At 72.5% G+C, this 25,564-nt stretch carries 22 protein-coding genes; 16 read left to right on the top strand and 6 right to left on the bottom strand.

The features are described 5' to 3' along the window. Positions 1-75: 75 nt before the first annotated feature. Together KM842_RS06885 and KM842_RS06880 are read left to right on the top strand one after the other, a co-directional pair. Complete coding sequence (locus KM842_RS06885; protein WP_216261715.1) at positions 76-1,110, top strand: FecCD family ABC transporter permease; 1,035 nt, start codon at positions 76-78, stop codon at positions 1,108-1,110. 8 nt (positions 1,111-1,118) lie between these two features. Beyond that, positions 1,119-2,132, top strand: a complete 1,014-nt coding sequence (locus KM842_RS06880) for a FecCD family ABC transporter permease (RefSeq protein ID WP_216261714.1) — start codon at positions 1,119-1,121, stop codon at positions 2,130-2,132. A gap of 312 nt (positions 2,133-2,444) precedes the next feature. Here the strand turns inward: KM842_RS06880 and KM842_RS06875 are convergent, their stop codons facing one another. Then, positions 2,445-2,672: a hypothetical protein gene (locus KM842_RS06875; protein ID WP_216261713.1), complete on the bottom strand. Its 228-nt coding sequence runs from the start codon at positions 2,670-2,672 to the stop codon at positions 2,445-2,447. Between the two features lie 98 nt (positions 2,673-2,770). Between KM842_RS06875 and KM842_RS06870 the strand changes: the two genes are divergently transcribed. From KM842_RS06870 to KM842_RS06860, 3 genes are all read left to right on the top strand, one after another. Next, entirely contained in the window at positions 2,771-3,247 is a 477-nt protein-coding gene (locus tag KM842_RS06870; protein ID WP_216261712.1) for an FHA domain-containing protein, read from the top strand. Continuing rightward, entirely contained in the window at positions 3,247-3,951 is a 705-nt protein-coding gene (ftsR, locus tag KM842_RS06865; RefSeq protein WP_216261711.1) for a transcriptional regulator FtsR, read from the top strand. Before KM842_RS06870 ends, ftsR begins: the two co-directional genes overlap by 1 nt. Positions 3,952-4,135: 184 nt before the next feature. After that, positions 4,136-4,696, top strand: a complete 561-nt coding sequence (locus tag KM842_RS06860; protein WP_110825505.1) for a MerR family transcriptional regulator — start codon at positions 4,136-4,138, stop codon at positions 4,694-4,696. An 846-nt stretch (positions 4,697-5,542) separates the two neighbouring features. Here KM842_RS06860 and KM842_RS06855 read toward each other — a convergent pair. Beyond that, positions 5,543-6,388: a ParA family protein gene (locus KM842_RS06855; RefSeq protein ID WP_216261710.1), complete on the bottom strand. Its 846-nt coding sequence runs from the start codon at positions 6,386-6,388 to the stop codon at positions 5,543-5,545. A 60-nt stretch (positions 6,389-6,448) separates the two neighbouring features. Between KM842_RS06855 and KM842_RS06850 the strand changes: the two genes are divergently transcribed. The 4 genes from KM842_RS06850 (at position 6,449) to KM842_RS15945 (ending at position 12,243) form a co-directional block, all read left to right on the top strand. Then, a complete protein-coding gene (locus KM842_RS06850; protein WP_216261709.1) occupies positions 6,449-9,859 on the top strand; it encodes a pyruvate carboxylase in 3,411 nt (1,136 codons plus the stop codon). A gap of 1 nt (position 9,860) precedes the next feature. After that, on the top strand, positions 9,861-10,355 hold the full coding sequence (locus KM842_RS06845; protein WP_216261708.1) for a peptide deformylase: 495 nt from the start codon (positions 9,861-9,863) through the stop codon (positions 10,353-10,355). A 136-nt stretch (positions 10,356-10,491) separates the two neighbouring features. After that, complete coding sequence (locus KM842_RS06840) at positions 10,492-12,006, top strand: hypothetical protein (protein WP_216261707.1); 1,515 nt, start codon at positions 10,492-10,494, stop codon at positions 12,004-12,006. Between the two features lie 105 nt (positions 12,007-12,111). Further along, complete coding sequence (locus tag KM842_RS15945) at positions 12,112-12,243, top strand: hypothetical protein (protein WP_301183820.1); 132 nt, start codon at positions 12,112-12,114, stop codon at positions 12,241-12,243. A gap of 210 nt (positions 12,244-12,453) precedes the next feature. Here KM842_RS15945 and KM842_RS06835 read toward each other — a convergent pair whose 3' ends face one another. Then, on the bottom strand, positions 12,454-14,418 hold the full coding sequence (locus tag KM842_RS06835; RefSeq protein WP_216261706.1) for an AMP-dependent synthetase/ligase: 1,965 nt from the start codon (positions 14,416-14,418) through the stop codon (positions 12,454-12,456). A gap of 76 nt (positions 14,419-14,494) precedes the next feature. Between KM842_RS06835 and KM842_RS06830 the strand changes: the two genes are divergently transcribed. The 3 genes from KM842_RS06830 to KM842_RS06820 all read left to right on the top strand — a co-directional run bounded on the left by KM842_RS06830 (position 14,495) and on the right by KM842_RS06820 (position 17,674). After that, the gene (locus KM842_RS06830) at positions 14,495-15,448 is read left to right on the top strand and encodes an ROK family protein (RefSeq protein ID WP_216261705.1); all 954 of its coding nucleotides are present in this window, start codon (positions 14,495-14,497) and stop codon (positions 15,446-15,448) included. Positions 15,449-15,481: 33 nt separating this feature from the next. After that, positions 15,482-16,207, top strand: coding sequence for a lysophospholipid acyltransferase family protein (locus tag KM842_RS06825; RefSeq protein WP_216261704.1), 726 nt, complete (start codon positions 15,482-15,484; stop codon positions 16,205-16,207). A gap of 123 nt (positions 16,208-16,330) precedes the next feature. After that, positions 16,331-17,674 carry a class II 3-deoxy-7-phosphoheptulonate synthase gene (locus KM842_RS06820; RefSeq protein WP_216262171.1) on the top strand — a complete coding sequence of 448 codons (1,344 nt, stop codon included), beginning with the start codon at positions 16,331-16,333 and terminating at the stop codon, positions 17,672-17,674. 211 nt (positions 17,675-17,885) lie between these two features. On the opposite strand, the gene pknB is transcribed toward KM842_RS06820, so the two are convergent. Both pknB and KM842_RS06810 read right to left on the bottom strand, forming a co-directional pair. Beyond that, complete coding sequence (pknB, locus tag KM842_RS06815) at positions 17,886-19,943, bottom strand: Stk1 family PASTA domain-containing Ser/Thr kinase (protein ID WP_216261703.1); 2,058 nt, start codon at positions 19,941-19,943, stop codon at positions 17,886-17,888. Positions 19,944-20,054: 111 nt separating this feature from the next. Beyond that, positions 20,055-21,293 carry a LysM peptidoglycan-binding domain-containing protein gene (locus KM842_RS06810; protein ID WP_253206285.1) on the bottom strand — a complete coding sequence of 413 codons (1,239 nt, stop codon included), beginning with the start codon at positions 21,291-21,293 and terminating at the stop codon, positions 20,055-20,057. Between the two features lie 259 nt (positions 21,294-21,552). Between KM842_RS06810 and KM842_RS06805 the strand changes: the two genes are divergently transcribed. After that, positions 21,553-21,909: an Rv2175c family DNA-binding protein gene (locus KM842_RS06805; RefSeq protein WP_253206284.1), complete on the top strand. Its 357-nt coding sequence runs from the start codon at positions 21,553-21,555 to the stop codon at positions 21,907-21,909. 165 nt (positions 21,910-22,074) lie between these two features. Here the strand turns inward: KM842_RS06805 and KM842_RS06800 are convergent, their stop codons facing one another. Continuing rightward, a complete protein-coding gene (locus KM842_RS06800; RefSeq protein ID WP_216261701.1) occupies positions 22,075-23,193 on the bottom strand; it encodes a polyprenyl synthetase family protein in 1,119 nt (372 codons plus the stop codon). Between the two features lie 84 nt (positions 23,194-23,277). Between KM842_RS06800 and KM842_RS06795 the strand changes: the two genes are divergently transcribed. From KM842_RS06795 to rsmH, 3 genes are all read left to right on the top strand, one after another. After that, positions 23,278-23,682 (top strand): SCO2097 family morphological protein, encoded by a 405-nt coding sequence (locus tag KM842_RS06795; protein ID WP_216261700.1) that lies wholly within the window; start codon positions 23,278-23,280, stop codon positions 23,680-23,682. 390 nt (positions 23,683-24,072) lie between these two features. Then, complete coding sequence (gene mraZ, locus KM842_RS06790) at positions 24,073-24,504, top strand: division/cell wall cluster transcriptional repressor MraZ (RefSeq protein ID WP_110825266.1); 432 nt, start codon at positions 24,073-24,075, stop codon at positions 24,502-24,504. Between the two features lie 105 nt (positions 24,505-24,609). Then, the gene (gene rsmH, locus KM842_RS06785; protein WP_216261699.1) at positions 24,610-25,563 is read left to right on the top strand and encodes a 16S rRNA (cytosine(1402)-N(4))-methyltransferase RsmH; all 954 of its coding nucleotides are present in this window, start codon (positions 24,610-24,612) and stop codon (positions 25,561-25,563) included. Position 25,564: the final 1 nt, after the last annotated feature.

The raw sequence follows: 25,564 nt of genomic DNA, 5'->3' as shown, positions 1-25,564 counted from the left end.
GCAGTCGCTAGGCACTGGCCGACAGTGCACGTCCGGCCGCTCGGACGACGAGGGATTAGGCTCGCCTCACTGCCCATGCGTTCCCGAACCGTCGCGCGTCCCGCGCCCGCCCCCGTACCCCGGCTGGTGCTGGCCGTCGTCCTCGCCGTGGTCGTCCTCGTCGTCGCCTGCGCCCTGAGCATCGCCGTCGGATCGCGCCCCATCTCGCTCGCAGTGGTGCTCGACACCCTGACGCACCCGGGCCGGGACGACGAGGTCGGACTCATCGTGCTCGGCAATCGCCTGCCGCGGACCGTGGTCGGGCTCCTTTCCGGCGCCGCCCTCGGGGTCGCCGGTGCCGTGATGCAGGGCGTCACCCGGAACCCGCTCGCCGACCCGAGCATCCTCGGCGTCAACGCCGGCGCCGCACTCGCCGTCGTGGTGGGGATCGCGGTCCTCGGTGTCAGCGGGACCGCCGCCTACCTGCCCTTCGCGTTCGTCGGGGCCGCGCTCGCCGCCCTGCTCGTCTACGGCATCGCCGCCGTCGCCCGCGGCGGCCTCACCCCGGTGGGCCTGGCCCTGTCCGGGGCGGTGACCGCGGCGGCCCTCGGGTCGGTGACCACCGCGGTGCTCGTCACAAACGCGAGCCTGCTCGACCAGTTGCGCTTCTGGCAGGTCGGCGCGCTCGCCGGCGGGGACCTCGGCACCGCCGGGGTCATCGTGGCGCCGGTCGTCGTCGGGCTGGTGATCGCGGTCGGGCTCGGGCGCTCCCTGAACACCCTCGCGCTCGGCGACGAACTCGCGGCCTCGCTCGGGCAGCGGGTGGTGCTCGTCCGCGCGGTCGGTGCCGTCGTCACCGTGCTCCTCGCGGGGTCCGCGGTCGCCGCGGCCGGGCCGATCGCCTTCGTCGGCCTCGCCGTCCCGCACGCCGTCCGCCGACTGAGCGGACCTGACCACCGCTGGACGATCCTCCTGTCCGCCCTGGTCGCTCCGGCGCTCCTGCTCGTCGCCGACGTCGTCGGCCGCGTCGTCGCGTACCCGGGGGAGCTGCAGGTGGGCATCGTGACGGCCCTCATCGGCGCGCCCGTGTTCATCGCGCTCGTCCGCTCCCGGGTGGTGCGGGGACTGTGAGCCGCACCGTGGCGAGCCGGCCCGACACGGCACCGCGGCGACCGGGGACGCTCCGGCGCGAGCTCCTCGTGCTCGTCGGCGCCCTCGTCGCCCTGCTCGTGCTCGTGCTCGTCGGACTCGGCGTCGGCGACATCCCGCTCTCGCCGGTGCAGGTCCTCGGCGCCCTCGTCGGCCACGGCGACACGGTCTCGGACTTCGTGCTCGGGCAGCTCCGCGGGCCGCGGGTCCTGGCGGCCGTCCTCGTCGGCGCGAGCCTGGGAGCGGCCGGGGCCGTCGTGCAGACCGTCGTCCGGAACCCGATCGCGAGCCCGGACATCATCGGCATCACCGCCGGGGCGAGCGCCTCGGGACTGGTCGCGATCGTCCTGTTCGGTGCGTCCGGGGTGCTGCTCTTCGGCGTGGTGCTCGTCGGTGCCGTCGCGGTCGCGGTGCTCATCGCGGCGCTCGCCTGGCGGCGGGGGATCACCGGCAACCGCGTGGTCCTGGTCGGCGTGGGCGTCGGCGCGATGTCCCTCAGCGTCACCGGCTGGCTGCTCACGAGCGGCAGCCTGCAGCAGGCGGGCACCGCGCTCCTCTGGCTCTCCGGCAGCCTCAACGCCGTCGACCGCACCGTCGTCGGTGCGCTCCTCGTCGGGTTCGTCGTGCTCATGGCGCTCGCGCTCGTGCAGTCGCCGCGGCTCGCGGTCCTGACGCTCGGGGACGACGTCGCCGCCTCGCTCGGCCTCCGACCCGACCGGGCGAAGGTCCTGCTCCTGCTGACGGCAGTCCTGCTGACGGCCGGCGCCGTGGCGACCGCCGGACCCGTGTCCTTCGTCGCGCTGATGGCCGCTCCCATCGCCCGGAGGCTCGTCGGCGGCGGGCGGATCGCCCTCGGCCCGGCCGCGGCCGTCGGGGCCGTCGTCACGCTCGGGTCCGACCTGGTGGCGCAGTTCGCGCTGCCGGGGGTGACGCTGCCGGTCGGTGTGGTGACCGGACTCGTCGGGGCGCCCTACCTGCTCTGGCTGCTCGCACGCGGGCGCTGACCCGCAGCCGCAGCCGAGCCGCGCGCTGAGTCGGCCGACGCCGGACCGGACCGACGCCGGAGCGAGCCGGTCGACGGACGTGCACCGCCCGCGCCGTCGCCGACACCATCCAGGCGCAGCTCGCCGCACCGTCGCGCCGCTCCCAGGAGGCGGGTTCAGCGGCGGCATCGGCGCCGCGTCCGACGACGTCACGACGGCCGAGCCCTCCCCGACCACGCCTCCGTCCGACGACCCGTCGACGAGCCCCTACCCCGTGTGGGACAAGGACGCGTCCACCATCGAGGGCACGAAGATCGTCTGGCGCCGCAACGTCTACGAGGCCAAGTGGTGGACCTCCGGCGACCTGCCCGACGACGCCGGGCTCAGCTCGTACGAGACGCCGTGGCAGCTCGTCGGTCCGGTGCTGCCGGGGGAGAAGCCGGTCGCACCCGTCAGCCTGCCGACCGGCACCCACCCGGCGTGGTCCGGCACCGCGACGTACGACACCGGCGACCGCGTGCTCTTCGACGGCACGCCGTACCAGGCGAAGTGGTGGAACACCGTCCGTCAGCGGGGCGTTTCCGGTGACCCCTGTGGAGAGGCTCTCGCCGACCCGCTCGTTTCCGATACGCTGGACGACCAAGAGGAGGAGGTCCACGATGCCAGATCCAGTGGTCCCGCAGCCGGGACGACAGACCCCGGAACCGCGGCTGGTCGACACCACGCTGACCTTCAGCATGGAGAACGCGACGGCGCTCACGCCCGAGGCGGGAGTCTCGGCGGAGGAACGCGACGCGATCTCGGCGCTGCCGTCCGGATCGGCGTTGCTCGTCGTCCGACGCGGCCCGAACGTCGGTGCACGGTTCCTCCTCGACTCCGACCTCACCACGGCGGGCCGTCACCCCGACGCCGAGATCTTCCTCGACGACGTCACGGTGTCGCGCAAGCACGCCGAGTTCGTCCGTCGGGGCACCTCGTTCAGCGTCAAGGACCTCGGTTCGCTCAACGGGACGTACTTCGACGGTGTCCGCATCGACGAAGCCCTGCTGGTCGACGGCTCGGAGGTCCAGGTCGGCAAGTTCCGCCTCACGTTCTACGCATCCCGGGTCGACCTGGCGCGCCTGGCGAACGCGTAGTGGCTCCCCGCTCCGCTGCGGCGCGGGCGGTGTCACCGGCGCCGGACCTGCTCACGATCGGTCAGGTGCTCGCACGGCTGAAGCCGGACTTCCCGGACCTGTCGAGCTCGAAGTTGCGCTTCCTCGAGGAGCGCGAGCTCGTCACGCCGGTCCGGACGCAGAGCGGCTACCGGAAGTTCTCGCCGGCCGACGTCGACCGGTTGCGGATCGTGCTCGGGCTGCAGCGGGACCACTACCTGCCGCTCAAGGTCATCAAGGAGTACCTGGCCGACCTCGACGCCGGACGCGAGCCGACGCTGCCCGGTGGCGGCGACGTCCCGCGGCCGTCGATGCTCGGCCGCGAACGCCGGTACTCGCGCGACGAACTCCAGCGCGCCGCCGGGGCGTCCCCGATGCTCGTCGGCGACGCGGTCTCCGCCTCGCTCATCCCCGCGGCGGACACGTACGGCGAGGAGTCCGTCGGCGTCCTCAAGGCCCTCGTCGAGCTCCAGCGGTCCGGCATCGAGCCGCGACACCTCCGCACCTTCCGAACCACCGCCGAGCGCGAGGTCGGGCTCATCGAGTCCGCGCTCATGCCCGTGTCCCGTCGCGGCGACGCCACATCGCGTGCGAAGGCCCTCGAACTCGCCCGGGAGATCGCTGGACACCTCGAGGTCATCCGTTCGACACTCATCCGCGCGGCGATCGGTCGGCTCGACTCGTGACGGTCCCGGGCGGGGTGCACCCTCGACGCGCGTCGGTGCCGGGGCATATCCTCGACACGCCGGACTCGCCGGAGCGGATGTCCCGCCTCCACGCCGCCCGACTCGCTACCGTGGACCTCGGAACAACTCTCAACCCGCTGTTGAAGCTTCGGGTGGGAGCTCGATCGTCGTGGAAGGCAAGCTGATGAGTGGGAACGATGTCCCCGGTACCCCGTCTGACATGACGCGGTACGACCTCGGGCTGCTGTTCACCGACGGCCTGCCCGAGCACGACGAACAGAACGGCTACCGCGGCACCGTCGCCGCGAAGGCAGCGGGCATCAGCTACCGCCAGCTCGACTACTGGGCCCGGACCGAACTCGTGCAGCCCACCATCCGCGGCGCTGCCGGATCCGGATCGCAGCGGCTCTACGGCTTCCGCGACATCCTCGTGCTCAAGCTCGTGAAGCGCCTGCTCGACACCGGGATCTCGTTGCAGCAGATCCGCACCGCCGTGAACCAGCTCCGCGAAGCCGGCGTGAGCGACCTGGCGCAGACGACCCTGATGTCCGACGGTGCCTCGGTCTACCTGTGCACCTCGGACGACGAGGTCATCGACCTGGTCTCCCGCGGGCAGGGCGTGTTCGGCATCGCGGTCGGCAAGGTCCTGCGTGAGGTGGAGTCCTCGCTGGTCGAGCTCGACGCCACCCCGGCGGAGGACCCGAGCGACGAGCTCGCGGCCCGCCGCGCCACGCGCGCGTCCTGACCTCGTCGCGGCCCGGCCGCGGGGCTGCCAGGTCACCGGGCCGACGCCCGCCCTCGCCGAGGTCGCACGGGCTGCCGCCCGCCCCTCGCCGAGGTCGCACGACGCGCCGTCCGCCTCCCGCCGAGGTCGCACGATCGGCCGCCGCGACTCCCCACCGCAAACACTTCGTGCGACCTCGGCGAACGCAGACGGCATGTCCTGCGACCTCGGGGTCGCGGTGCCGAGCGACCGGCTGCGGTAGCCGTCGCGACGGGGCCGGCCCAGCCTCCCGTCAATTTCCCGACCCGGGTCAAGCGACTGCCGAGGTCGCACAACTCGCCGCCTGACCTCTACCGAGGTCGCACGATCGGCCGCCGCGACTCCCCACCGCAAACACTTCGTGCGACCTCGGCGAACGCAGGCGGCATGTCCTGCGACCTCGAGGCTGGGGTGGCGGCCATCTCGGGCGCGGTCACCGTAGATGTCAGCGCGAGCTGAGCCTCCCGGACGTGGTCAGGACCGGAGGAACGGCGCTCGACGACCTCCGTGGCCCCGCCGCCTCCGCCCGAGGTCGCTCGACCCGCCGTCGGGAGGTCGCCGGGGTCGCACGAACCGTCGCGGCGAGGGTCCGGCGGCTGCAGATCGTGCGACCTCGGGGGACGTGAGCGGCATGTCGTGCGACCTCGAGCCAGCCCGCGTCCAACGCCCCCGACGCCCCCGACGCGCCCGCGCCCGACGCCCCCGGATGCCCGCCCCCGCACGCGGCGCGTCGTGCGACCTCGGGCCCGCCCGCACCCGCCCGCACCCGCCCCCGCACATGACGAAGGGCCGCCCGCGGGCGACCCTTCGTGACGAACCTGGGCGGACCTACTCCGCGATGGCCCCCGCAGCCGTGCCGGCACCCGCACCCGCACCGTCGGCGTACGGCCCGATCTTGCCCGTCCGCATGATGCGCTCGAGCAGCTGGTCGAAGTTCCGCGCCATCTCCTGCGCCGACTCACCGGGCCACACGTGCAGCGGCTTGGCGGCACCCTGCGCCTGCTGCAACGAGGTGCGCTCCGGCAGCTGCGGCGAGAGCACGAGCGGCCCGAACATGTCGCGGAGCTCCTTGATCCGGAACTGGTGCTCAAGCGACTGCACGCGGGCGCGGTTCACGATGATGCCGAGGGGCTGGAGGCGCGGAGAGAGTCCGCGACGGATCTCCTCGATGGCGCGCAGGGCACGGTCGGCGGCGGCGACGGAGAACAGACCCGGCTCGGTGACGACCGAGACGCGGTCCGAGGCCGCCCACGCGGTCCGGGTCAGCGCGTTGAGCGACGGGGCGCAGTCGATGAGGACGAGGTCGTAGTCGGCCTCGACGTTCGCCAGGGCCTCCTCGAGCTTCCAGATGTCCCGGATCGACGGGTGTGGCCCGTCGAAGTTGATGGCCGAGGGGGAGCCGACCATGACGTCGATCTTCCCCTGGGACCCCTTCGTCCAGCCCGAGGGGGCGATCGCCTGACGGACGATCTTCTCCTTCGGGTTCTCGAGGACGTCGGCCACGTTGAGGTGTCCGGTCAGGTCGATGTCGAGGCCGGTGGAGACGTCCGACTGCGGGTCGAGGTCCACCACCAGGGTGCGCAGACCCTTGGCGAACGCTGCCGACGTCAGGCCGAGCGTCACCGTCGTCTTGCCGACACCGCCCTTGAGCGAGCTCACGCTGAGTACATGCACGATGAGCAACGTTACCGCCAGTAAGGTTGGGAGACCTCAACCCGGGCTGAAAGGGACCTCGTGTTCACCAAGATCCTGGTCGCCAACCGTGGCGAGATCGCCATCCGAGCGTTCCGTGCGGCGTACGAGCTCGGTGCCCGCACCGTGGCGGTGTACCCGTACGAGGACCGCAACTCCCTGCACCGGTTGAAGGCCGACGAGGCGTACCTCATCGGGGAGCGCGGACACCCGGTCCGGGCCTACCTGGACGTCTCCGAGATCATCCGTGTCGCCCGCGAGTCGGGAGCCGACGCGATCTACCCGGGCTACGGCTTCCTGTCCGAGAACCCCGAGCTCGCCGCCGCGGCGGCCGCGGCCGGCATCACCTTCATCGGGCCCGGCGAGCACGTCCTCGAGATGGCCGGCAACAAGGTCACCGCGAAGGAGCACGCGATCGCGGCCGGGGTCCCGGTCCTCGCGAGCACCCCGGCGAGCCGCGACGTCGACGAGCTCGTCGCTGGCGCCGAGGCGATCGGCTTCCCCGTCTTCGCGAAGGCCGTCGCGGGCGGTGGCGGTCGGGGCATGCGCCGCGTCGAGACCCCGGCGGAGCTGCGCCCGGCACTCGAGGAGGCCATGCGGGAGGCCGACAGTGCGTTCGGCGACCCGACGATGTTCCTCGAGCAGGCGGTCCTGCGGCCGCGGCACATCGAGGTGCAGATCCTCGCGGACGCCTCGGGCGACGAAGCCGGCACCATCCACCTCTTCGAGCGGGACTGCTCGGTCCAGCGCCGCAACCAGAAGGTCGTCGAGATCGCCCCGGCGCCGAACCTCGACCCCGCCATCGCCGCGGCGCTGCACCGCGACGCCGTGGCCTTCGCGCGCTCGATCGGCTACATCAACGCGGGCACCGTGGAGTTCCTGCTCGACACCGTGGGCGAGCGTGCCGGACAGCACGTCTTCATCGAGATGAACCCGCGCATCCAGGTCGAGCACACGGTGACCGAGGAGGTCACCGACGTCGACCTCGTGCAGTCGCAGATGCGCATCGCGGCCGGGGCCACCCTCGCCGAGCTCGGGCTGACGCAGGACACCGTGTCGGTGCACGGCGCCGCCCTGCAGACCCGCATCACCACCGAGGACCCGACGCAGGGCTTCCGTCCCGACACCGGCCGCATCACCACGTACCGGAGCCCCGGCGGCGCGGGCGTCCGCCTCGACGGCGGCACGGTCGCGACGGGCGCGCAGATCAGCCCGCACTTCGACTCCATGCTCGCGAAGATGACCTGCCGCGGACGGGACTTCCCGGCGGCGGTCGCCCGGGCGCGTCGTGCCCTCGCCGAGTTCCGCATCCGGGGCGTCAGCACGAACATCCCGTTCCTGCAGGCCGTCCTCGAGGACCCGGACTTCGCCCGCGGCGACGTCTCGACCGCGTTCATCGGCGAGCGGCCGCAGCTGTTCGCCGGCCACGTGTCGAAGGACCGCGGCACGAAGGTGCTCAGCTGGCTGGCCGACGTCACGGTGAACAAGCCGAACGGGTCGCCCGCGGCGCACGTCGTCGACCCGGCGTCCAAGCTGCCCGCGACCGACCTGACCGCGCCGGTTCCCGAGGGACAGCGCGACCTGCTCCGGCAGCTCGGCCCGGCAGCGTGGGCGGAGTCGCTCCGCGCCCAGACCGCCCTCGCCGTCACCGAGACCACGATGCGGGACGCGCACCAGTCGCTCCTGGCCACCCGCGTCCGCACGAAGGACCTGGTGGCGGTCGCCCCGCACGTCGCCCGACTGACGCCGCAGCTGCTCAGCGTCGAGGCCTGGGGCGGCGCCACCTACGACGTCGCGCTCCGCTTCCTCGGCGAGGACCCGTGGGAGCGTCTCGCGTCGCTCCGCCAGGCGATGCCGAACATCCCCATCCAGATGCTGCTGCGCGGTCGGAACACGGTCGGCTACACCCCGTACCCGACCGAGGTCACCGACGCGTTCGTGGCCGAGGCCGCCGCCACCGGCGTCGACGTCTTCCGCGTGTTCGACGCGCTCAACGACGTCAGCCAGTTGCGGCCCGCCCTGGAGGCGGTGCTCGCCACCGACACGGCCGTCGCCGAGGCGGCGCTCTGCTACACCGGCGACCTCCTCGACCCCGCCGAGGACCTCTACACGCTCGACTACTACCTCCGGCTCGCGGAGCAGATGGTCGAGGCGGGCGCGCACGTCATCGGGATCAAGGACATGGCGGGCCTCCTCCGCGCCGGCGCTGCCGAGCGCCTCGTCACCGCGCTGCGGGAGCGCTTCGACCAGCCCGTGCACGTGCACACGCACGACACTGCCGGCGGCCAGCTCGCGACCCTCCTGGCGGCATCGCGTGCCGGTGCGGACGCGGTCGACGTCGCGGCGGCACCGATGGCGGGAACGACCAGCCAGCCGAGCATGTCCGCCCTCGTCGCGGCCCTGGCCCACACCGAGCGCGACACCGGCATCGACCTGGGTGCCGTCGGCGACCTCGAGCCCTACTGGGAGGCGGTCCGCCGGGTATACGCGCCGTTCGAGTCCGGGCTCGCCGGTCCCACCGGACGCGTCTACAAGCACGAGATCCCGGGCGGACAGCTGTCGAACCTCCGCCAGCAGGCCATCGCGCTCGGCCTCGGCGACCGGTTCGAGCAGGTGGAGGACTGGTACGCCGAGGCGAACCGGATCCTCGGGCGTCCGCCGAAGGTCACGCCCTCATCGAAGGTCGTCGGGGACCTCGCGCTGCAGCTCGCGGCCGTGGACGCCGACCCGGCCGACTTCGAGCAGCACCCGGAGAAGTACGACATCCCGGACTCGGTCGTCGGCTTCATGGCGGGGGAGCTCGGCGACCTGCCGGGTGGGTGGCCGGAGCCCTTCCGCTCGAAGGTGCTCGCCGGCCGTGACGTCCACATCGCGGTGACGCCCGTGCCCGAGCACGAGCGCGCCGCCCTGGACACCCCCGGCGCCGTCCGGCAGCAGGCCCTCAACCGTCTGCTGTTCGCGCAGCCGACCCGCCAGTTCCAGCAGGTCCGTGACGAGTACGGCGACCTGTCGGTCGTGCCGACGGTCGACTACCTCTACGGTCTCCGCCCGGGCGAGGAGCACGTCGTGCCGCTCGGGACGGGGGTGAACCTGCTGGTCGGGCTCGAGGCGATCGGCGAGGTCGACGCCCGGGGGATCCGGACCGTCATGGCGACCCTGAACGGACAGCTGCGGCCCGTGGCCGTGCGGGACCGTTCCGTCGCCGTCGAGACCAAGGCCGCCGAGCAGGCGGACCGGTCCGACCCGAACCACGTCGCCGCCCCGTTCTCCGGGGTCGTGACGCTCAAGGTCGCCGTCGGTGACGTCGTCGCAGCCGGACAGGCCGTGGCGAGCATCGAGGCGATGAAGATGGAAGCGGCCATCACGGCTCCCGTCGCGGGGACCGTCGGCCGTCTCGCGATCCCGGTGACCCAGCAGGTGGACGCCGGCGACCTCCTGGTGGTGCTGCAGTAACGTGACCGTCCGTCCCATCCGCCTGTTCGGCGACCCTGTCCTCCGTTCGCCCGCCGACCCCGTCCGGATCGGTTCCGACGGTGTCCGGGAACTCGTGCAGGACCTCCTCGACACCGTCCGCGAACCCGGCCGTGCCGGCGTGGCCGCGCCGCAGATCGGCGTCGGCGTCCGCGCGTTCTCGTACAACGTGGACGGCGAGGTCGGCTACGTCCTCAACCCGGAACTCGTCGAGACTGCGGGGGAGCCCGAGCTCATGGACGAGGGGTGCCTCTCGGTGCCCGGCCTGGCCTACCCGACGAAGCGCTTCCCGTACGCCAAGGTGCGGGGCGTCGACGTCGCCGGCGAGCCCGTGGAACTCGAGGGCACCGGGCTGATGGCCGAGGCGCTGCAGCACGAGTGCGACCACCTCGACGGCACGGTGTACGTCATGACGCTCGACGCGGAGACCCGGCGACAGGCCCTCCGCGACATCCGCGCACAGGACTGGTTCCACTGACGACGCTGCCCGCGGGGCGCTGACCCCCGGACGCGGGGGCGGTTGTCCCCGGGAATGCGGACTGACCGGCGGCGCGCCGCTGTGTACGGTCACCTCGTGCCGTCGCCTTGGCGGCCGAGGTCAGGGGATCAGCCGCATGCAGCACCGCCTCCGGACGACTCGTCGTCGCACCGCGTCCGTCGTCGTCACCGCCGCCCTCGCGGCGCTCGTCGGCACCACCGTCAGCGTCGTCCCGACGGCTGCGCCGGCGTCCGCCGCCACCCGGGAGGTCGAGTCGCCCGACTTCGCCTCGCAGGTCCACGGCGACCCGTGGGACTACTCGAACGTCGAGGACCAGAACACCGACGAGGTGAACAACCCCTCGTCGCTCCGGGACGGCAAGCTCCGCGTCCACCTGGTCGGCGACACCGCGGTGTCGCTCGTGTCCACGACGAGCGGCAGCCTGCCGTACGGACGCGACGGCGGGTCCCGCTCGGTGAACGCGTCGACCTACCGCAGCCTGTCGTTCAGCATGGACCAGCCCTTCTCGAAGCAGATCGGGGCGGTCTACTGGTGGACCTGCCGCGAGAAGACGTCGGCGTGCGGCGGCGGCACGACGTTCGAGGTCACCGCCGGCAGCCACGTGTACGACCTGGCGCTGAGCAAGGCCTCGACGCTCCAGGCCCGGAAGCCGTGGAGCGGCAAGATCGTCTCGGTGCGGCTCGACCCGGTGGTCCTGCCGACGGGGAAGTCCGGCACCGCGTCCATCGACTGGGTGCGGCTGCACGGCAGTGGCGGGGCGAAGGCGGCCTACCCGCCGGGGACGCACGGCAGCACCGTCGTCGTGCCCCGTCCGCGGCCGGTCGTCGACTCCCCGAACCCCGACCAGGGCGAGGACCTGGCCACGACCCAGCGCGGCCGTCCGTGGGACTTCACGAGCCCGGCGGCGATGCAGGGCGCGACGCTGCGCAACGCCACGATCACCGGGTACGGCTCGTCCGGGATGACGGCGCGCAACTCCGGCTCCGCCAAGGGCGACTCGCAGCTGCTGCTGCCGGTCTCGCGGTTCTCGGCGAGCAAGTACCACCGGCTGTCGATCGACTACACGTACGACGGGCGCTACTCGCTCGCGGGCACCCCGGGCGGCGGCAAGATGGCCCGGCTCATCTGGTGGGACGCGACCTCGTCGGTCCCGCAGATCGGCAACGACGTGCTGACCTACTCGGGCCGGAACGCCCGCCGGATCTCGATCGACCTGAACAAGCAGAACGACCTCGACGAGGACGCCCTCGCGCCCCGGCTGGGCTGGTCGAAGCGCACGGTGTCCGGCCTGCGGTTCGACCCGAACGAGGACCCGGGCGCGCTGACCTGGCACCTGAAGGCCCTCCACCTGCGCGCCGATCCGTCCGCCGTCGGCAAGACCACCGTGCGGTTCCACGACGCCGCCTGGGTGTCGGGGACGACCGCGACGGTGAGCATCGCCCGCACCGCACCGACGGCGACCTGGCACGCGATCGCGCGGGACGTCCCGGTGACCAAGGGGTCGAACTCGGTCGTCTTCTCGGTGGCGGACCGGCCCGCGTCGAGCTACCGGATCCGGGTCACGCTGACCCACCCCGGGGTCCCGAGCGCGACCGCCGAGGCACCCTCGAACATCGTCATGCACCACTGACGGGTGACACCCGGACGCGGGATTGTCGGGACGGCCCGACGGCGGGGTAGCGTATCCGCGTCGGTCACCCCGCCGATGACGATCCCACGTACGAGGACGAGCACGATGGCACCTCAGAACGACGAGCTCAGCTCGCACCGCACCCGCACCAACCGCCGACCCGAGCCGGTCTCGACGAGCACGGCCGCGACCGCGGTGCTCGACCCGATCGACTCCCCGGAGGTCCCGCAGGCCTGAGCCGCGGGCTCCGTCCGGAGCCCACCGAGACCCCCGGGCCACCGACACTCCCGGTCGGCTCCGACCCCCGGTCGGCTCCGACACCTCGGTCGGCTCCGGCACCGGCGCACCGCGGCGACGCACTGGAGGCCCGTCACCCGTCTCGCAGACGGGTGACGGGCCTCCAGGCGGTCACGGGGTCGCCGCCGGACGGCGACCGCAGTGGCTCCCTCAGTGGCGTCGCCGCGAGGGCACGACCGGCGTCGACGTCGTCTGCACCGCCGAGCCGGAGTAGATGTGCTCGACGTCGGCGGCGAAGTCCCGCAGGACGACCGCGCGCTTGATGGTGAGCTTCGGCGTCAGGTGGCCGGACGCCTCGGTGAGGTCCGCGTCGACGACCGAGAACGACCGGATCGACTCGGCGCGGGAGACCCGGGCGTTCGCCGCGTCGACGGCCTCCTGCACGGCCTGCTGCACCCGCTCGTCGTGCGCGGCCTGGCCGGGCGTGAGGGCCGGCGTGATGCCGCGCGCCTCGCACCAGCCGGGGAGCATCTCGCGGTCGAGCGTCACGAGGGCGGCCACGAACGGCTTGCCCTCGCCTACCACGACGACCTGCCCGACGACGGGGTGCTCGCGGATCGCGTCCTCGAGCGGGGCCGGGGCGACGTTCTTGCCGCTCGCGGTGACGATGAGCTCCTTCGCCCGGCCCGTCACGGTGAGGACACCGTCCGCGTCGAGGCGGCCGAGGTCACCCGTCCGGAACCACCCGTCGCGGAACGCGGCCGCCGTCGCCTCGGGGTTCTGCCAGTAGCGGTCGAAGACGTCGACGCCGCGGATGAGGATCTCCTGGTCGTCCGCGATCCGGACCTCGACGCCCGGCAGCGCCCGGCCGACCGTCCCGATCCGGAGCTCCGTCGCCCGGTTGACGGTCGCGGGGGCGGTGGTCTCGGTCAGGCCGTAGCCCTCGAGGATGTGCACGCCGATCGAGCGGAAGAAGTGCGACAGCCGCGGCGAGAGCGGCGCCGAACCGCTGATCGCGTACCGCACGCGGCCGCCGAGGGCGTCGCGGAGCTTGCTGTACACGAGCCTGTCGAAGAGCCGGAAGCGCAGGGCGAGCCCGAACGGCACCCGACCGGCGGCGACGGCCTCGGAGTGCGCGACCGCGGTGGTGGCCGCGGCCCGGAAGATCCGTCCCTTGCCGCCGAGGTCGGCCTTCTGCTCGGACGAGTTGTAGATCTTCTCGAAGACGCGGGGGACGGCCAGCAGGAAGGTCGGCTTGAACGTGGACACCGCGCGCAGCAGGTCCTTCGTGTCCGGCTCGTGCCCGACGAGCACACCGGCGGAGACGGACATCGCGGCGATGAAGCGGGCGAAGACGTGGGCCATCGGGATGAACAGCAGCGTCGAGGCGTCCCCGGCGACGATCTCCGACATGGCCTCGGTGGAGCCCTCGACGGTGGCGGTGAAGTTGTCGTGCCGGAGCACGCAGCCCTTCGGCCGCCCGGTCGTGCCCGAGGTGTAGATGATCGTCGCGTCGTCACGCCCGGAGACCGTGGCGGTGCGGGCGTCGAGCTCGTCGTCGGTGACCTCCTCGCCCAGGCGGGTGAGGTCGTCGAGGCCGCCGCCGTCGATCGTCCAGTGCTGCCCGAGGTGGGGCAGGTCGGCGGCGATCCCGGCGACCCGACGGGCGTACTCCTCCTGCTCGACGACGATCGCGACCGACTCCGAGTCGGACAGGATGTGCCGGACCTGGTCGGGGGAGCTGGTCTCGTACACGGGGACGGACACCAGGCCGGCGGTCCACACCGCGAAGTCGACGAGCGTCCACTCCATGCGGGTGCGGGACAGGATCGCCACGTGGGCGCCCGGCTCGAGTCCGGCCGCGACGAAGCCCTTCGCGATCCCGCGGACCCGGCGCAGCACCTCGGCCGCGCTGATGCCGGTCCAGGTGTCCCCGGTGCGCTCGGCGAGGATCGGTCGGTCCGGGGTGAGCCGGGCCCGGTCGGCGAGCAGGCGTGCGGCGGAGCCGTGGTCCGGGGCGACGGGCCCCGTGTCCTGCTCGGAGCGGTGCGCGGCGGGCGACGCGCCCCTGCTGGTGGACGTGGTGCGGTCGGCACGCTGATCGGTCACGGCAACTCCCTCGTCGGCCCGTTCGATGTGAGTCCGCTCATCGTCGAGTCGGCTCCCGCTCAGCATAGGACGCCGACTCGCGGGTTCGGTGAGCGCCCGGCAGGTTCGGAGCGAGGGCGGTGAACCGGTAGGCTCCGTGTTCGTGCATGCCATCGGAATCGACATCGGGGGCACCAAGATCGCGGGAGCGGTCGTCACGGAGCTCGGCGAGATCCTCGCCGAGGACCGCGTCGCCACGAACGCTGCGGACCCGATCGCCATGCTCGACGACGTCGTGTCGATGGTCGAGCGCCTCAGCCTCCAGCACCAGGTCGGTGCGGTGGGCGTCGCTGCCCCGGGCTTCATCGACGCCTCGCAGTCGATCGTCTACTACACGCCGAACATCCGCTGGCGGAACGAACCCCTGCGTCAGAAGCTGCAGGAGCGCCTCGGCGACCTGCACATCACGGTCGACAACGACGCGAACGCCGCCGGCTGGGCCGAGTTCCGCTTCGGCGCCGGCCGCCTGGTGTCCGACATGACGATGCTCACGATCGGCACCGGTGTCGGTGGCGCGATCGTCACCGAGGACCGCCTGTTCCGCGGGGGCTTCGGCACCGGCGGCGAGATCGGCCACCTCCGCATCGTCCCGAACGGTCTGCCCTGCGGCTGCGGCGCCCGCGGTTGCATCGAGCAGTACGGTTCCGGCCGCGCGCTCCAGCGGATGGCGAACGACGTCGCGGACGCCGGCGGCATCGGCGTCGCCCTGGCCGAGGCCCGCGACGCGAACGGCGGGCACCTCGACGGCGCGATCGTCGGGGACCTCATCCTCGCTGACGACCCGGGCGCCCTGGCCGCGCTCCGCCGACTCGGTCGCCACCTGGGCGAGGCGTGCGCGTCGCTCTCCGCGGTGCTCGACCCGCAGCTGTTCGTGTTCGGCGGCGGCGTCGCGAGCGCGGGGGACCGGCTGCTGGAGCCGATCAAGCAGGCGTACCTCAACAACCTGCCGGCGCGCGGCTACCACCCGGAGCCCGACTTCGTCATCGCCGAGCTCGTCAACGACGCCGGGGTGGTCGGCGCGGCCGACCTCGCGCGCATCCACGCTCGCACGGCCTGACCGCCAGCCCACCCCCACCCGACGGAGTCGACGATGCTCTACTGGCTGCTGAAGAACTTCGTGCTCGGCCCGCTCATCCTGACGCTGTTCCGGCCGTGGGTGATCGGCCGCGAGTACGTGCCCACCACCGGACCGGTCATCTTCGCCTCGAACCACGTCTCGTTCATCGACTCGGTCATCCTGCCGGCGGTGCTCGACCGGCGTCTGTCCTTCCTGGCGAAGAGCGACTACTTCACCGGTCGGGGGCTCAAGGGCTGGGCGACGAAGACGTTCTTCAACGCCATCGGGCAGCTGCCGATCGACCGCTCCGGCGGCAAGGCGTCCGAGGCGTCGCTCCGCACCGGCCTGCAGGTCCTGGCGCGCGGTGAGCAGCTCGGCATCTACCCCGAGGGCACCCGGAGCCCGGACGGAACGCTTTACCGCGGCCGCACCGGCATCGCCCGCATGGTCCTCGAGGGCCGGGTCCTCGTCGTGCCGGTCGCGATGATCGGCACGCGCGAGGTGCAGCAGATCGGGCAGAAGTTCCCGAAGTTCAAGCGCGTCGGGGTCGTGTTCGGCAAGCCGCTCGACTTCTCGCGCTTCGAGGGCCTCGAGACCGACCGGTTCATCCTCCGGAGCGTCACGGACGAGATCATGCACGAGCTCCGTGGGCTGAGCCGACAGCAGTACGAGGACGTCTACGCGACGAGCGTGAAGGAGCGGGCGACCACCGCGCGCGAGACCGTCATGCGGGAGCGTCGCGCCACCCCCGGACGGTAGGCTCGGACAGTCCCGCAACCGTCGGGACGCCGCCGGCCGGCCGCCGACGGCCGCGCGCGACCAGAACACCGAGGTGCAGCCTTGTCCGAGTCGATCGACTCCCTCACCCTGCAGGATCCCGACGTGATCGCGGGTCTCGACCACTGGCGCACGCTCCCGATCAAGCAGCAGCCGACCTGGCCCGACCCCGCCGCGGCCGAGGCCGCGTCCGCCGAGATCGCCACGCTGCCGCCGCTCGTCTTCGCGGGCGAGGTCGACCAGCTCCGTGACCGTCTGGCCGCAGCCGCGCAGGGCCGCGCCTTCCTGCTGCAGGGCGGCGACTGCGCCGAGACCTTCGCCGGGGCCACCGCCGACTCGATCCGCGACCGCGTCAAGACGATCCTGCAGATGGCCGTCGTGCTGACGTACGGCGCCTCGACCCCGGTGATCAAGATGGGCCGGATGGCGGGGCAGTTCGCCAAGCCCCGGTCGAGCGACCTCGAGACCCGCGGCGACGTCACGCTGCCGGCGTACCGCGGCGACATCGTGAACGGCTACGACTTCACGCCGGAGTCCCGCCAGGCCGACCCCCGGCGCCTGGTCCAGGGTTACCACACGGCAGCCTCGACGCTGAACCTCGTGCGCGCCTTCACCCAGGGCGGGTTCGCCGACCTGCGCCAGGTGCACTCGTGGAACAAGGGTTTCGCGGCCAACCCGGCGAACGCCCGCTACGAGAACCTGGCGGCGGAGATCGACCGCGCCATCCAGTTCATGGCGGCCTGCGGCGCGGACTTCGAGGCGCTCAAGCACGTCGAGTTCTACGCGTCGCACGAGGGTCTGCTCATGGACTACGAGCGCCCGATGACCCGGATCGACTCCCGCTCCGGGCAGGCGTACGACACGTCCGGCCACTTCATCTGGATCGGGGAGCGCACGCGCGACCTCGACGGCGCCCACGTCGACTTCCTGTCGCGCGTCCGCAACCCGATCGGCGTCAAGCTCGGCCCGACGACCTCGGTCGCCGACATGCAGGCCCTCGTCGAGAAGCTCGACCCCGAGCGCGAGCCGGGTCGCCTGACCTTCATCACCCGGATGGGCGCCGGCAGGATCCGCGACGAGCTGCCCAAGCTGCTCGAAGCGGTCAAGGGCATGGACGCGAACCCGCTCTGGGTGACCGACCCGATGCACGGCAACGGCCTGACGACGCCGAACGGCTACAAGACGCGCCGCTTCGACGACGTCGTGGACGAGGTCCTCGGGTTCTTCGAGGTGCACCGCGCCGTGGGCACGTACCCCGGCGGCATGCACGTCGAGCTCACCGGCGACGACGTCACCGAGTGCCTCGGCGGCTCGGAGCACATCGACGAGGCGACGCTCGCGACCCGGTACGAGTCGCTCTGCGACCCGCGGCTCAACCACATGCAGTCGCTCGAGCTCGCCTTCCTGGTGGCCGAGGAGCTCCGCGCCCACCCCTCGGTCGTGCGCTGACGCGCTGACCACCCGCCGGACGGGAGGCCCGACACCGCGACGGGTGTCGGGCCTCCCGTCCGTCACCGGTCGGGTCCGGCACCGGTCGGGTCCGGCACCGGGCCGCGCGGACCGGGTCCCGCCTGGTCGCGCTCCCGGGGTCGTGCCCACTGGTGCTGCCTACTGGCCGTGTCGAACGGTCGTGCCGACTGGCCGTGTCGAACGGTCGTGCCTACTGGTCGTAGGAGAGGGTGACCGTGTCGCCCTTGTGCACCGTGGTGCCCGGCGCGGGGTCCGTGGACCTGACCGGGAGCTTGCTCTCCCAGTCGTAGAAGCCGCAGAGGATGTTCGTGCACTTCGGGTACGTCACTTCGAGCCCGAGCCCCTCGAGCGACGAGCGCGCCTGGTCGATCGTCTGGTCGCTCACGTCCGGCAGGGTGATCGGGACCGGCCCCTTGGACACGAGGACGTCGACGGCCGTTCCCTCGACCGCGGGGTCGGCGGTGACCGTCGCGGAGATGACCTGCCCCTGCGGCACGTCGTCGCTGAACTGCTGTGTCTGCGCCCCGAGCGCCAGACCGACCTCGTCGAGGGCCGCACGGGCGTCGTCGACGGTCTTGCCGGTGACGTCCGGGACCGCGCCGAGGGAGACGGTGAGGGTCACGGGGCCGCCCTCGGGGTACTGCTCGACGGTCGTGAGGTCCACGGTGCCGTCACCGTCCCGACCGGTGGCCGCGATGACGGTGTCGGCGGCGACGTCGGCAGAGAACTGGTACTGCGCGTCCTGCAGGTCGAAGTCGTCGTCGAGGGCGGCCTGTGCGGTGGTCACCGACTGCCCGACGATGGTCGGCAGGGTGATCATCCGGGGGCCGCTCGACACGACGATGCGGACCGCGGTGCCCTTCCGGACCTCGCGTGCCGCCGGGGGCTGGGTCGCGGTGACCCGGCCGGCCTCGACGGCGGCGTCGGGTCGGGAGCTCGTGGCCGCAGCGGCGGTGAGGCCGTTCGACTCGAGCAGCTGCCGGACCTGCGACACGGTCTTGCCGGCCACGGCGGGGATGCGGACGTTGCCGCCCGGGCCGGGCCCGAACCAGGCGGCGACGCCGGCCCCGACGAGGGCGAGGACCACGACGACGACCAGGGCGATCCAGCCGCGCTTGCGTCGCTTGGCCGACTTGTCGGCGAGTCGCTGGCCGGCGGGGGAGAGCACCGCGGCGACGGCCCCGGTGCGTCGCGGGCCCGGTGCCGAGCGACCACCGCTGCGGCCGCGCTGGGGGGCGGCGGCGGTCTCGTCGGTGCCGCGACGGTCGAGCACGGTGGTGTCGTGTTCGCTGGCGTCCTCGAGCGGCTCGTGCCCGCCGAAGCCGGCGGCCCCGGCACTTCCGCCGGAGGGGAGGATCGCGGTCGCGTTCTCGGGGCGCAGCACGGCGGTGCGGTACTGCCCGGTGGCGCGCTGCTGGACGCCCGACATGTGGTCGAGCATCTCGCGGGCGTCGCGGGGCCGGTCGCGCGGGTCGCGTGCGGTCGCCCAGGCGACGAGGTCGTCGAGCTCCGCGGGGACGCCGGGCGTCGCGGCGCTGGGCGCGGGGACGGTGTCGTTGGCGTGCTGGTACGCGATCTGCATCGGCTGCTCGCCCTTGTAGGGCTGCTCGCCGGTGAGCATCTCGTAGAGCATGATGCCGAGCGCGTAGATGTCGCTGCGCGAGTCGGCGGCACCCCGGGTGACGAGTTCGGGGGAGAGGTAGGCGATGGTCCCGAGCAGGGCGGCGCCGGTGGCGGTGTTCGCGGTCGTGGCGCGGGCGAGGCCGAAGTCGCCGAGCTTGATCCGGCCGTCGTCGGCGAGCAGGACGTTCTCCGGCTTGAGGTCGCGGTGCACGATGCCGGCGCGGTGCGCGGAGGCCAGACCGGCGAGCACGGCGCGGAGGATGTCCGTCGCCTGCTCGGGGGTGAGCGCCCGGTGCTCGTGCAGGAGGTCCCGGAGCGTGATGCCCGGGATGTACTCCATGACGATGTAGACGCAGTCGTCCTCGGCGCCCTGGTCGTAGACGCCCACGAGGTTCGGGTGCGAGAGCCGGGCGGCGGACCGGGCCTCCTGGATGAAGCGCTCCCGGAAGGCCTGGTCGTCCGCCAGGTGCCCGTGCATGATCTTCACCGCGACACGACGCTCGAGCCGCACATCGGTGGCGAGGTACACGGTCGCCATGCCGCCCCGCGCGATGCGCGAGCGGACGCGGTACCGCTGATCGATCATGCGACCGATCATCGGGTCCGTGGCGGCGTTCGTGGTCATCTGCGGCATTCTACGAAGCGGTTCGTCCGACGACGGCACCGGCGCACCGGTCGTTACACGATCTCGACCGGAGGGATGACCCGGCGGTCCGCGAGCGACCGCCGGCAGGGGTCAGATCGACCGGAGCCAGGCGGCCGCGGACTGCTCCCACTGGGCGTAGGCCTTGGGGTACGCGGAGAGCTGGACGGCCTGTGCGGCCTCGGTGACGCTCATCGAGGACCAGCCGGGCACGTCGAGCAGCCCGCGGGTCACGCCGGGGTTCGGGTTCCGCGAGCCGCCGAAGAAGAGTTCGGTGGCGTACACGGTGTCCTGCAGCTGCCCCGGCGTGCCCCAGCCCTGGCTCGGTCGCTGCTGGAACAGGCCGACCGAGTCGCGGTCGCCGTGTGCCAGGTTCCGGAGGTTCGACTCCTGCATCGCCGTGGCGAGCGCGATGACGAGGCCACGGTCGGACACCCCGAGGGAGCGGCCGACGCGGACGATCGTGGCGGCGTTCGCGCGCTGCTCGCTGGACAGCGACGGTCCGCTGGTCGGCAGGACGAGCGTGCCGCCGGCGTAGATCGTGCTCGTGTAGGTGAGGCCGTTCGCGGCCAGGAGCGAGGCGACCGACACCCCGTGCGTGGTCGCGACCGAGGCGATGGTGTCGCCGTTGCCGATCGTGACCGACCCGCCACGGGTGACCGACGCGGCGGTCGGGGCCGCCGACGTGGTGGTCGCCGGACCGGCGGTGGTGGCGGTCTCGACCGCGCCGCTGCCGCCGGCCGGCACGCGGAGCGTCTGGCCGGGGTAGATGACGCTGCGCTGCGACAGCTCGTTCGCCGTGAGGAGCGCCGCGGTCGAGACGCCGACCTTCGCGGCGATGCCGGAGACGGTGTCGCCCTGCTTGACGTGGTAGCTCGCCGTGGTCGACGAGGTGGTCACCGCTCCGCCGACGGGCGTGGAGGCCAGGCGCAGCGTCTGCCCGGCGTGGATGATCGTGTTCCAGCCGAGGCCGTTGCGCACCAGGATCTCCTGGGCGGAGAGGCCGTAGCGGGCCGCGATGCCGGAGACGGTGTCGCCCTGCTGGACGGTGTAGGTGGTCGGCGCTGGCTGCCGGGTCGCGGCGACGGTGGTCGCGACCGGGGTCGCGGGTCGGGCGACCGCGGTGCCGAAGACCGGACGGGAGCCGAGGTTGCGGTCCTCGTCGACGTGGCGCTTGCCGGCCTCGTCGTCGTGGCGCTGGTCGGCGTGGGCGATCGGTCCGGTGAGTCCGGCGGTCACCGCGATGGTGCCGGCCAGGACGATCGGCATCGTCGCGAAGCGCGCCGAGCGGATGCGGCGTGCCGTCTCGTCTGCGGTCGTGTCCCTGTCCACGGTCGTTCTCCTGTCTCCGCACGGCGTCGGTACGGGGTGGGTCTGTCGGCCGTGCGCGCACACGCGGCACGCACAGGTGACCACACGCTGACATGCGGTTGGTGCCAAGTCAACCAGAGAGTCGGGTGTTGTGGGTGTGACTGGTGTGACTTCGCCGTGCCACTCCGGTGCCCTCGTCGAGCAGCGGCGACCGGACACGGACGCGGTCGGAGGTGCCCGGTGCTGTCCGTGCCCGTCCGGCTCTGGCACGATGGACCCCGTGAGTGCCACCCTTCCCGGAGACGACGCCCTGTCCGAACGCTGGTTGACCGTGCCCGACCTGGTCGACCTGCTGGGGGTGAGCCCCGGCCGCGTCCACCGCCTGTTCGAGGAGCGCACGCTGCTCCCCGCCCGCGTCGACGGCGTGCTCCGGGTCCCCACCGAGTTCCTCGACGGCACCGAGCCCCTGCCCGCCCTCCGCGGCACCCTCATCGTCCTCGGCGACAACGGGCTGACCGACGACGAGGCCGTGCGCTGGATGCTCACCCCCGACGACGCCATGGGGACGTCGCCGATCGCCGCCCTGCGGGCGAACCGCAAGGCGGAGGTGCGCCGCGCGGCGCAGGCGCTCCTCTAGGACCAACCGTCGGTCGGCCGGCCCCGCCGGGGCGGTCACCCACCCGGTCGCAGACGCGACCCGCTGACGCACGGACCAGACGGACGGGAGGCCCGGTACCAGCTGGTACCGGGCCTCCCGTCCGTCTCGGGGTGCGCTGCGCGCTGTGTCGTGTCTCCGGCCGGCTCAGGCGGAGCGGCGACTGACCGTGTCCGCGAGGGACGCGAGCTGCTCGCGTGCCGAGGGCGTGAGCGGCGCCGCGTCGAGCGCGGCCTTCGCCCGCTGGACGTGGCGGTCGATCGAGCGCTCGACGGCGCTGAGCGCACCGGAGTCGGTGAGCGTCGCGCGGAGCATCTGCACCTGGTCGTCGTCGAGGTCCGGGTCGCCGAGCAGCTCGTCGAGGAGCTGGCGCGCACCGACCGGGAGTGCCTTGCGGGCCGTCGCGACGAGGACGGTGCGCTTGCCCTCGCGGAGGTCGTCGCCCGCCGGCTTGCCCGTCACCTCGGGGTCGCCGAAGACACCGAGGACGTCGTCGCGGAGCTGGTAGGCCACGCCGAGGGGGAGGCCGAACGACCGCAGCCCGTCGAGCTGGCTCTCGCTCGCGCCGGCGATCAGCGCACCGATGAGGAGCGGCGCCTCGACCGAGTACTTGGCGGACTTGAAGACGATGACGCGCTGGGCCCGGACGAGCTGCTCGGCGTCGTCGACCGTCGGCCACGCGGTCTCCTCGTGGATGTCGAGGTACTGCCCGGCCGTCACCTCGAGCCGCATGGTGTGGAACTCCTGGCGGACGATGCGCGCCCGGACCGGGTCGAGGAGCGCGAGGGCCTCGTCGAAGACCGCGTCGCTGAGGGAGAGGAGTCCGTCACCCAGCAGCAGGGCGGCGTTCGTGCCGTAGAGCGCACGGTCGCCGACCCAGGACGACTCGGCGTGCAGGGACTCGAAGCGGCGGTGCGCTGCCGGACGGCCGCGACGGGTGTCCGACCGGTCCATGATGTCGTCGTGCACGAGGGCCGCGGCGTGGAAGATCTCCAGTGCGGCGGCGGCGGTGACGATCGCCTCGGCCGTGGTCTGGCGGGACCCCTCGGAGAGCGGGTCGAACGAGCCGGAACGGCCCGCGACGGACTGCCACCCCCAGTAGCAGAACAGCGCCCGGAAGCGCTTGCCGCCGGACAGGAGGTCCCGGGCGAACGTGTCGAAGGACACCAGGTCCGGACTGATCGACGCGAGGCGGTCGCGCTGCTCGTCGAGAGCCCGATCGATCCGCGCCGAGACGAGGTCCACTAATCGCGTACTCTCAGCCACGGTCCTTACCTTAGTGGGTGGTCCGGTCGTAAGATCGGTCCACCCCTTCCACCGCGTCGATCCCAGGAACAAGAGGGAACCAAGATGCCACTCTCGGAGCAAGAGCAGCGACTCCTCGAGGAGATGGAGCGGAGCCTCTACCAGAACGACTCCGACTTCGTGGCGCGCGTGACCCGCCGCCAAGGCCGTCCCACGTACACCGCCATCACGATCGGTGTGCTCATCGGCCTCGTCGGCGTGGGTGTGATCGTCCTCGGCCTGGTCATCAAGCAGCCCCTCATCGGTGTGCTGGGATTCGTCGTGATGCTCGCGGGGGTGCTCTTCGCCCTCCGTCCGGGTGGACGCACCGTGGCGGCCCGGCCCGCGCGGCCCGGCCCCGGCGGGCGTCCGGCAGCGCGCGGCACCGCACGTCCGGCGCGGGGCTCCTCCGGCGGGTCCTTCATCGACCGGATGAACGAGCGCTGGGACAAGCGCAACCAGCAGGACTAGTTCCTCCACATCCCTCCACGGGGTCGGCCTCCACAGGCCGGCCCCGTTTCTTCGTGCCCGGACGCCGACCGACGGCAGGCGGCGCAGGGTGCTCGGTGCTCGGTGCTCGGTGCTCGGTGCCCGGATGTACCGGGCGCACCCTCTCGGTCGCGTCGCCGCGCCGGGTCGCCGACGGGCACCGGTGCTCCTCCGGAGCCGATTCCCCTCCACTCCGCTTCACCGCGCCGCCCAGCCCGCCGCTGCGCGGATCCGGCGCCCCTCCACAGCGCCCGGATGGCCCCAATAGGGGTGCCGACGGGGAGTGGTGGGGCATTTGGACAGCGGAGTGGAGGGAAGTGGAGTACCGTGGAGCATGACGAGGACCGGTGGAGCTGAAGGGGAGGCCCCGAGATGCTGCTCGGTACCCATGCCCCGAAGCTCGACGAGAAGGGTCGCGTGATCCTCCCCGCCAAGTTCCGGGACGAACTGTCCGGGGGCCTCGTCATGACCCGCGGCCAGGAGCGGTGCGTGGTCGTCTTCAGTGCCAGGACCTTCGAGGAACTCCACGAGCGGATCCGCCAGGCGCCGATGACGTCGAAGCGCACCCGCGACTACATGCGCCTGTTCCTCTCCGGGGCGAGCGCGGAACAGCCCGACAAGCAGAACCGCGTCACGATCCCGCAGAACCTCCGCGAGTACGCGGGGCTCGAGCGGGACCTGACAGTCATCGGCAGCGGTGACCGTGCCGAGATCTGGTCGACCAGCGCATGGGAGGCCTACTACGCCGAGGCCGAGGAGGCCTTCGCCGAGAACGACGAGGAGGTGATCCCGGGGATCTTCTGATCCGTGGATCGAGACTCCCAGCCGTGGAGCCCTGACACACCTTCCCCGGTGTCAGGTCGCATGGATGGGGATCCGGACCCACGGCCCAGGAGGTCAGGGGCGCACATGGCAGCACCGGAACGGTTCCCGCACACACCCGTGATGCTCGAGCGCATCGTGGACCTCTTCACGCCGACGCTCGAGGGCCCGGGCAAGGTCGTCGTCGATGCGACCCTCGGGATGGGCGGCCACTCGGCGGGACTCCTCGAGCGTTTCCCCGAGCTCACCCTCGTCGGCCTCGACCGCGACACCGACGCACTCGGCATCGCGGGGGACCGGCTCGCACGCTTCGGCGACCGTGTGCACCTGGTGCACACCGTCTACGACGAACTGCCCGCGGCGCTCGACGGCCTCGGCATCAGCGCGGTGGACGGCGTCCTGTTCGACCTGGGCGTCTCGTCGCTGCAGCTCGACCGGGCCGAGCGTGGCTTCGCCTACAGCCAGGACGCCCCGCTCGACATGCGGATGGACCGGACGCAGGGCATCACCGCGGCCGAGGTCCTCGCCGAGTACGACGAGCGCGACCTGCGACGGATCTTCCAGCGCTACGGCGAGGAGAAGCTCGCCGGCCGGTACGCGAAGGCGATCGTCGAACGACGCGTCGAGCGTCCCTTCACCATGTCCGGCGACCTGGTCCAGGTGCTGCACGACGCGACCCCGGTCGCGGTCCAGCGCCAGGGGCACCCGGCGAAGCGCGTGTTCCAGGCGCTCCGGATCGAGGTCAACACCGAGCTCAGCGTGCTCGAACGGGCGATCCCCGCCGCACTCGACCGCATCCGGGTCGGCGGGCGCCTGGTGGTCGAGTCCTACCAGTCCCTCGAGGACCGCATCGTCAAGCGGGCCCTCGTGGAACGGACCACGTCGAGTGCCCCGGCGGACCTGCCGGTCGAACTCCCCGAGCACGCTCCGACCTTCACCCTCGTCGTCAAGGGCGCGGAACAGGCCGACGAGGCCGAACGCGCCGCCAACCCCCGAGCTACCCCCGTGCGACTCCGCGCGGCCGAGCGGATCCGGAAGTGAC

This window comes from Curtobacterium sp. L6-1, from assembly GCF_018885305.1.
In the GTDB taxonomy this organism is placed as follows: Bacteria; Actinomycetota; Actinomycetes; order Actinomycetales; family Microbacteriaceae; genus Curtobacterium; species Curtobacterium aetherium.
This window is presented reverse-complemented; position numbering and strand designations above follow the sequence as displayed.

Excerpts from the sequence above, each read along its gene's own strand:
- KM842_RS06860 (WP_110825505.1), top strand. The coding sequence starts at position 4,136 with ATGAGTGGGAACGATGTCCCCGGTACCCCGTCTGACATGACGCGGTAC.
- KM842_RS06840 (WP_216261707.1), top strand. The coding sequence starts at position 10,492 with ATGCAGCACCGCCTCCGGACGACTCGTCGTCGCACCGCGTCCGTCGTC.
- KM842_RS06835 (WP_216261706.1), bottom strand. The coding sequence starts at position 14,418 with ATGCTGAGCGGGAGCCGACTCGACGATGAGCGGACTCACATCGAACGG.
- KM842_RS06885 (WP_216261715.1), top strand. The coding sequence starts at position 76 with ATGCGTTCCCGAACCGTCGCGCGTCCCGCGCCCGCCCCCGTACCCCGG.
- mraZ (WP_110825266.1), top strand. The coding sequence starts at position 24,073 with ATGCTGCTCGGTACCCATGCCCCGAAGCTCGACGAGAAGGGTCGCGTG.
- KM842_RS06795 (WP_216261700.1), top strand. The coding sequence starts at position 23,278 with ATGCCACTCTCGGAGCAAGAGCAGCGACTCCTCGAGGAGATGGAGCGG.
- KM842_RS06825 (WP_216261704.1), top strand. The coding sequence starts at position 15,482 with ATGCTCTACTGGCTGCTGAAGAACTTCGTGCTCGGCCCGCTCATCCTG.
- KM842_RS06870 (WP_216261712.1), top strand. The coding sequence starts at position 2,771 with ATGCCAGATCCAGTGGTCCCGCAGCCGGGACGACAGACCCCGGAACCG.
- rsmH (WP_216261699.1), top strand. The coding sequence starts at position 24,610 with ATGGCAGCACCGGAACGGTTCCCGCACACACCCGTGATGCTCGAGCGC.
- KM842_RS15945 (WP_301183820.1), top strand. The coding sequence starts at position 12,112 with ATGGCACCTCAGAACGACGAGCTCAGCTCGCACCGCACCCGCACCAAC.
- pknB (WP_216261703.1), bottom strand. The coding sequence starts at position 19,943 with ATGACCACGAACGCCGCCACGGACCCGATGATCGGTCGCATGATCGAT.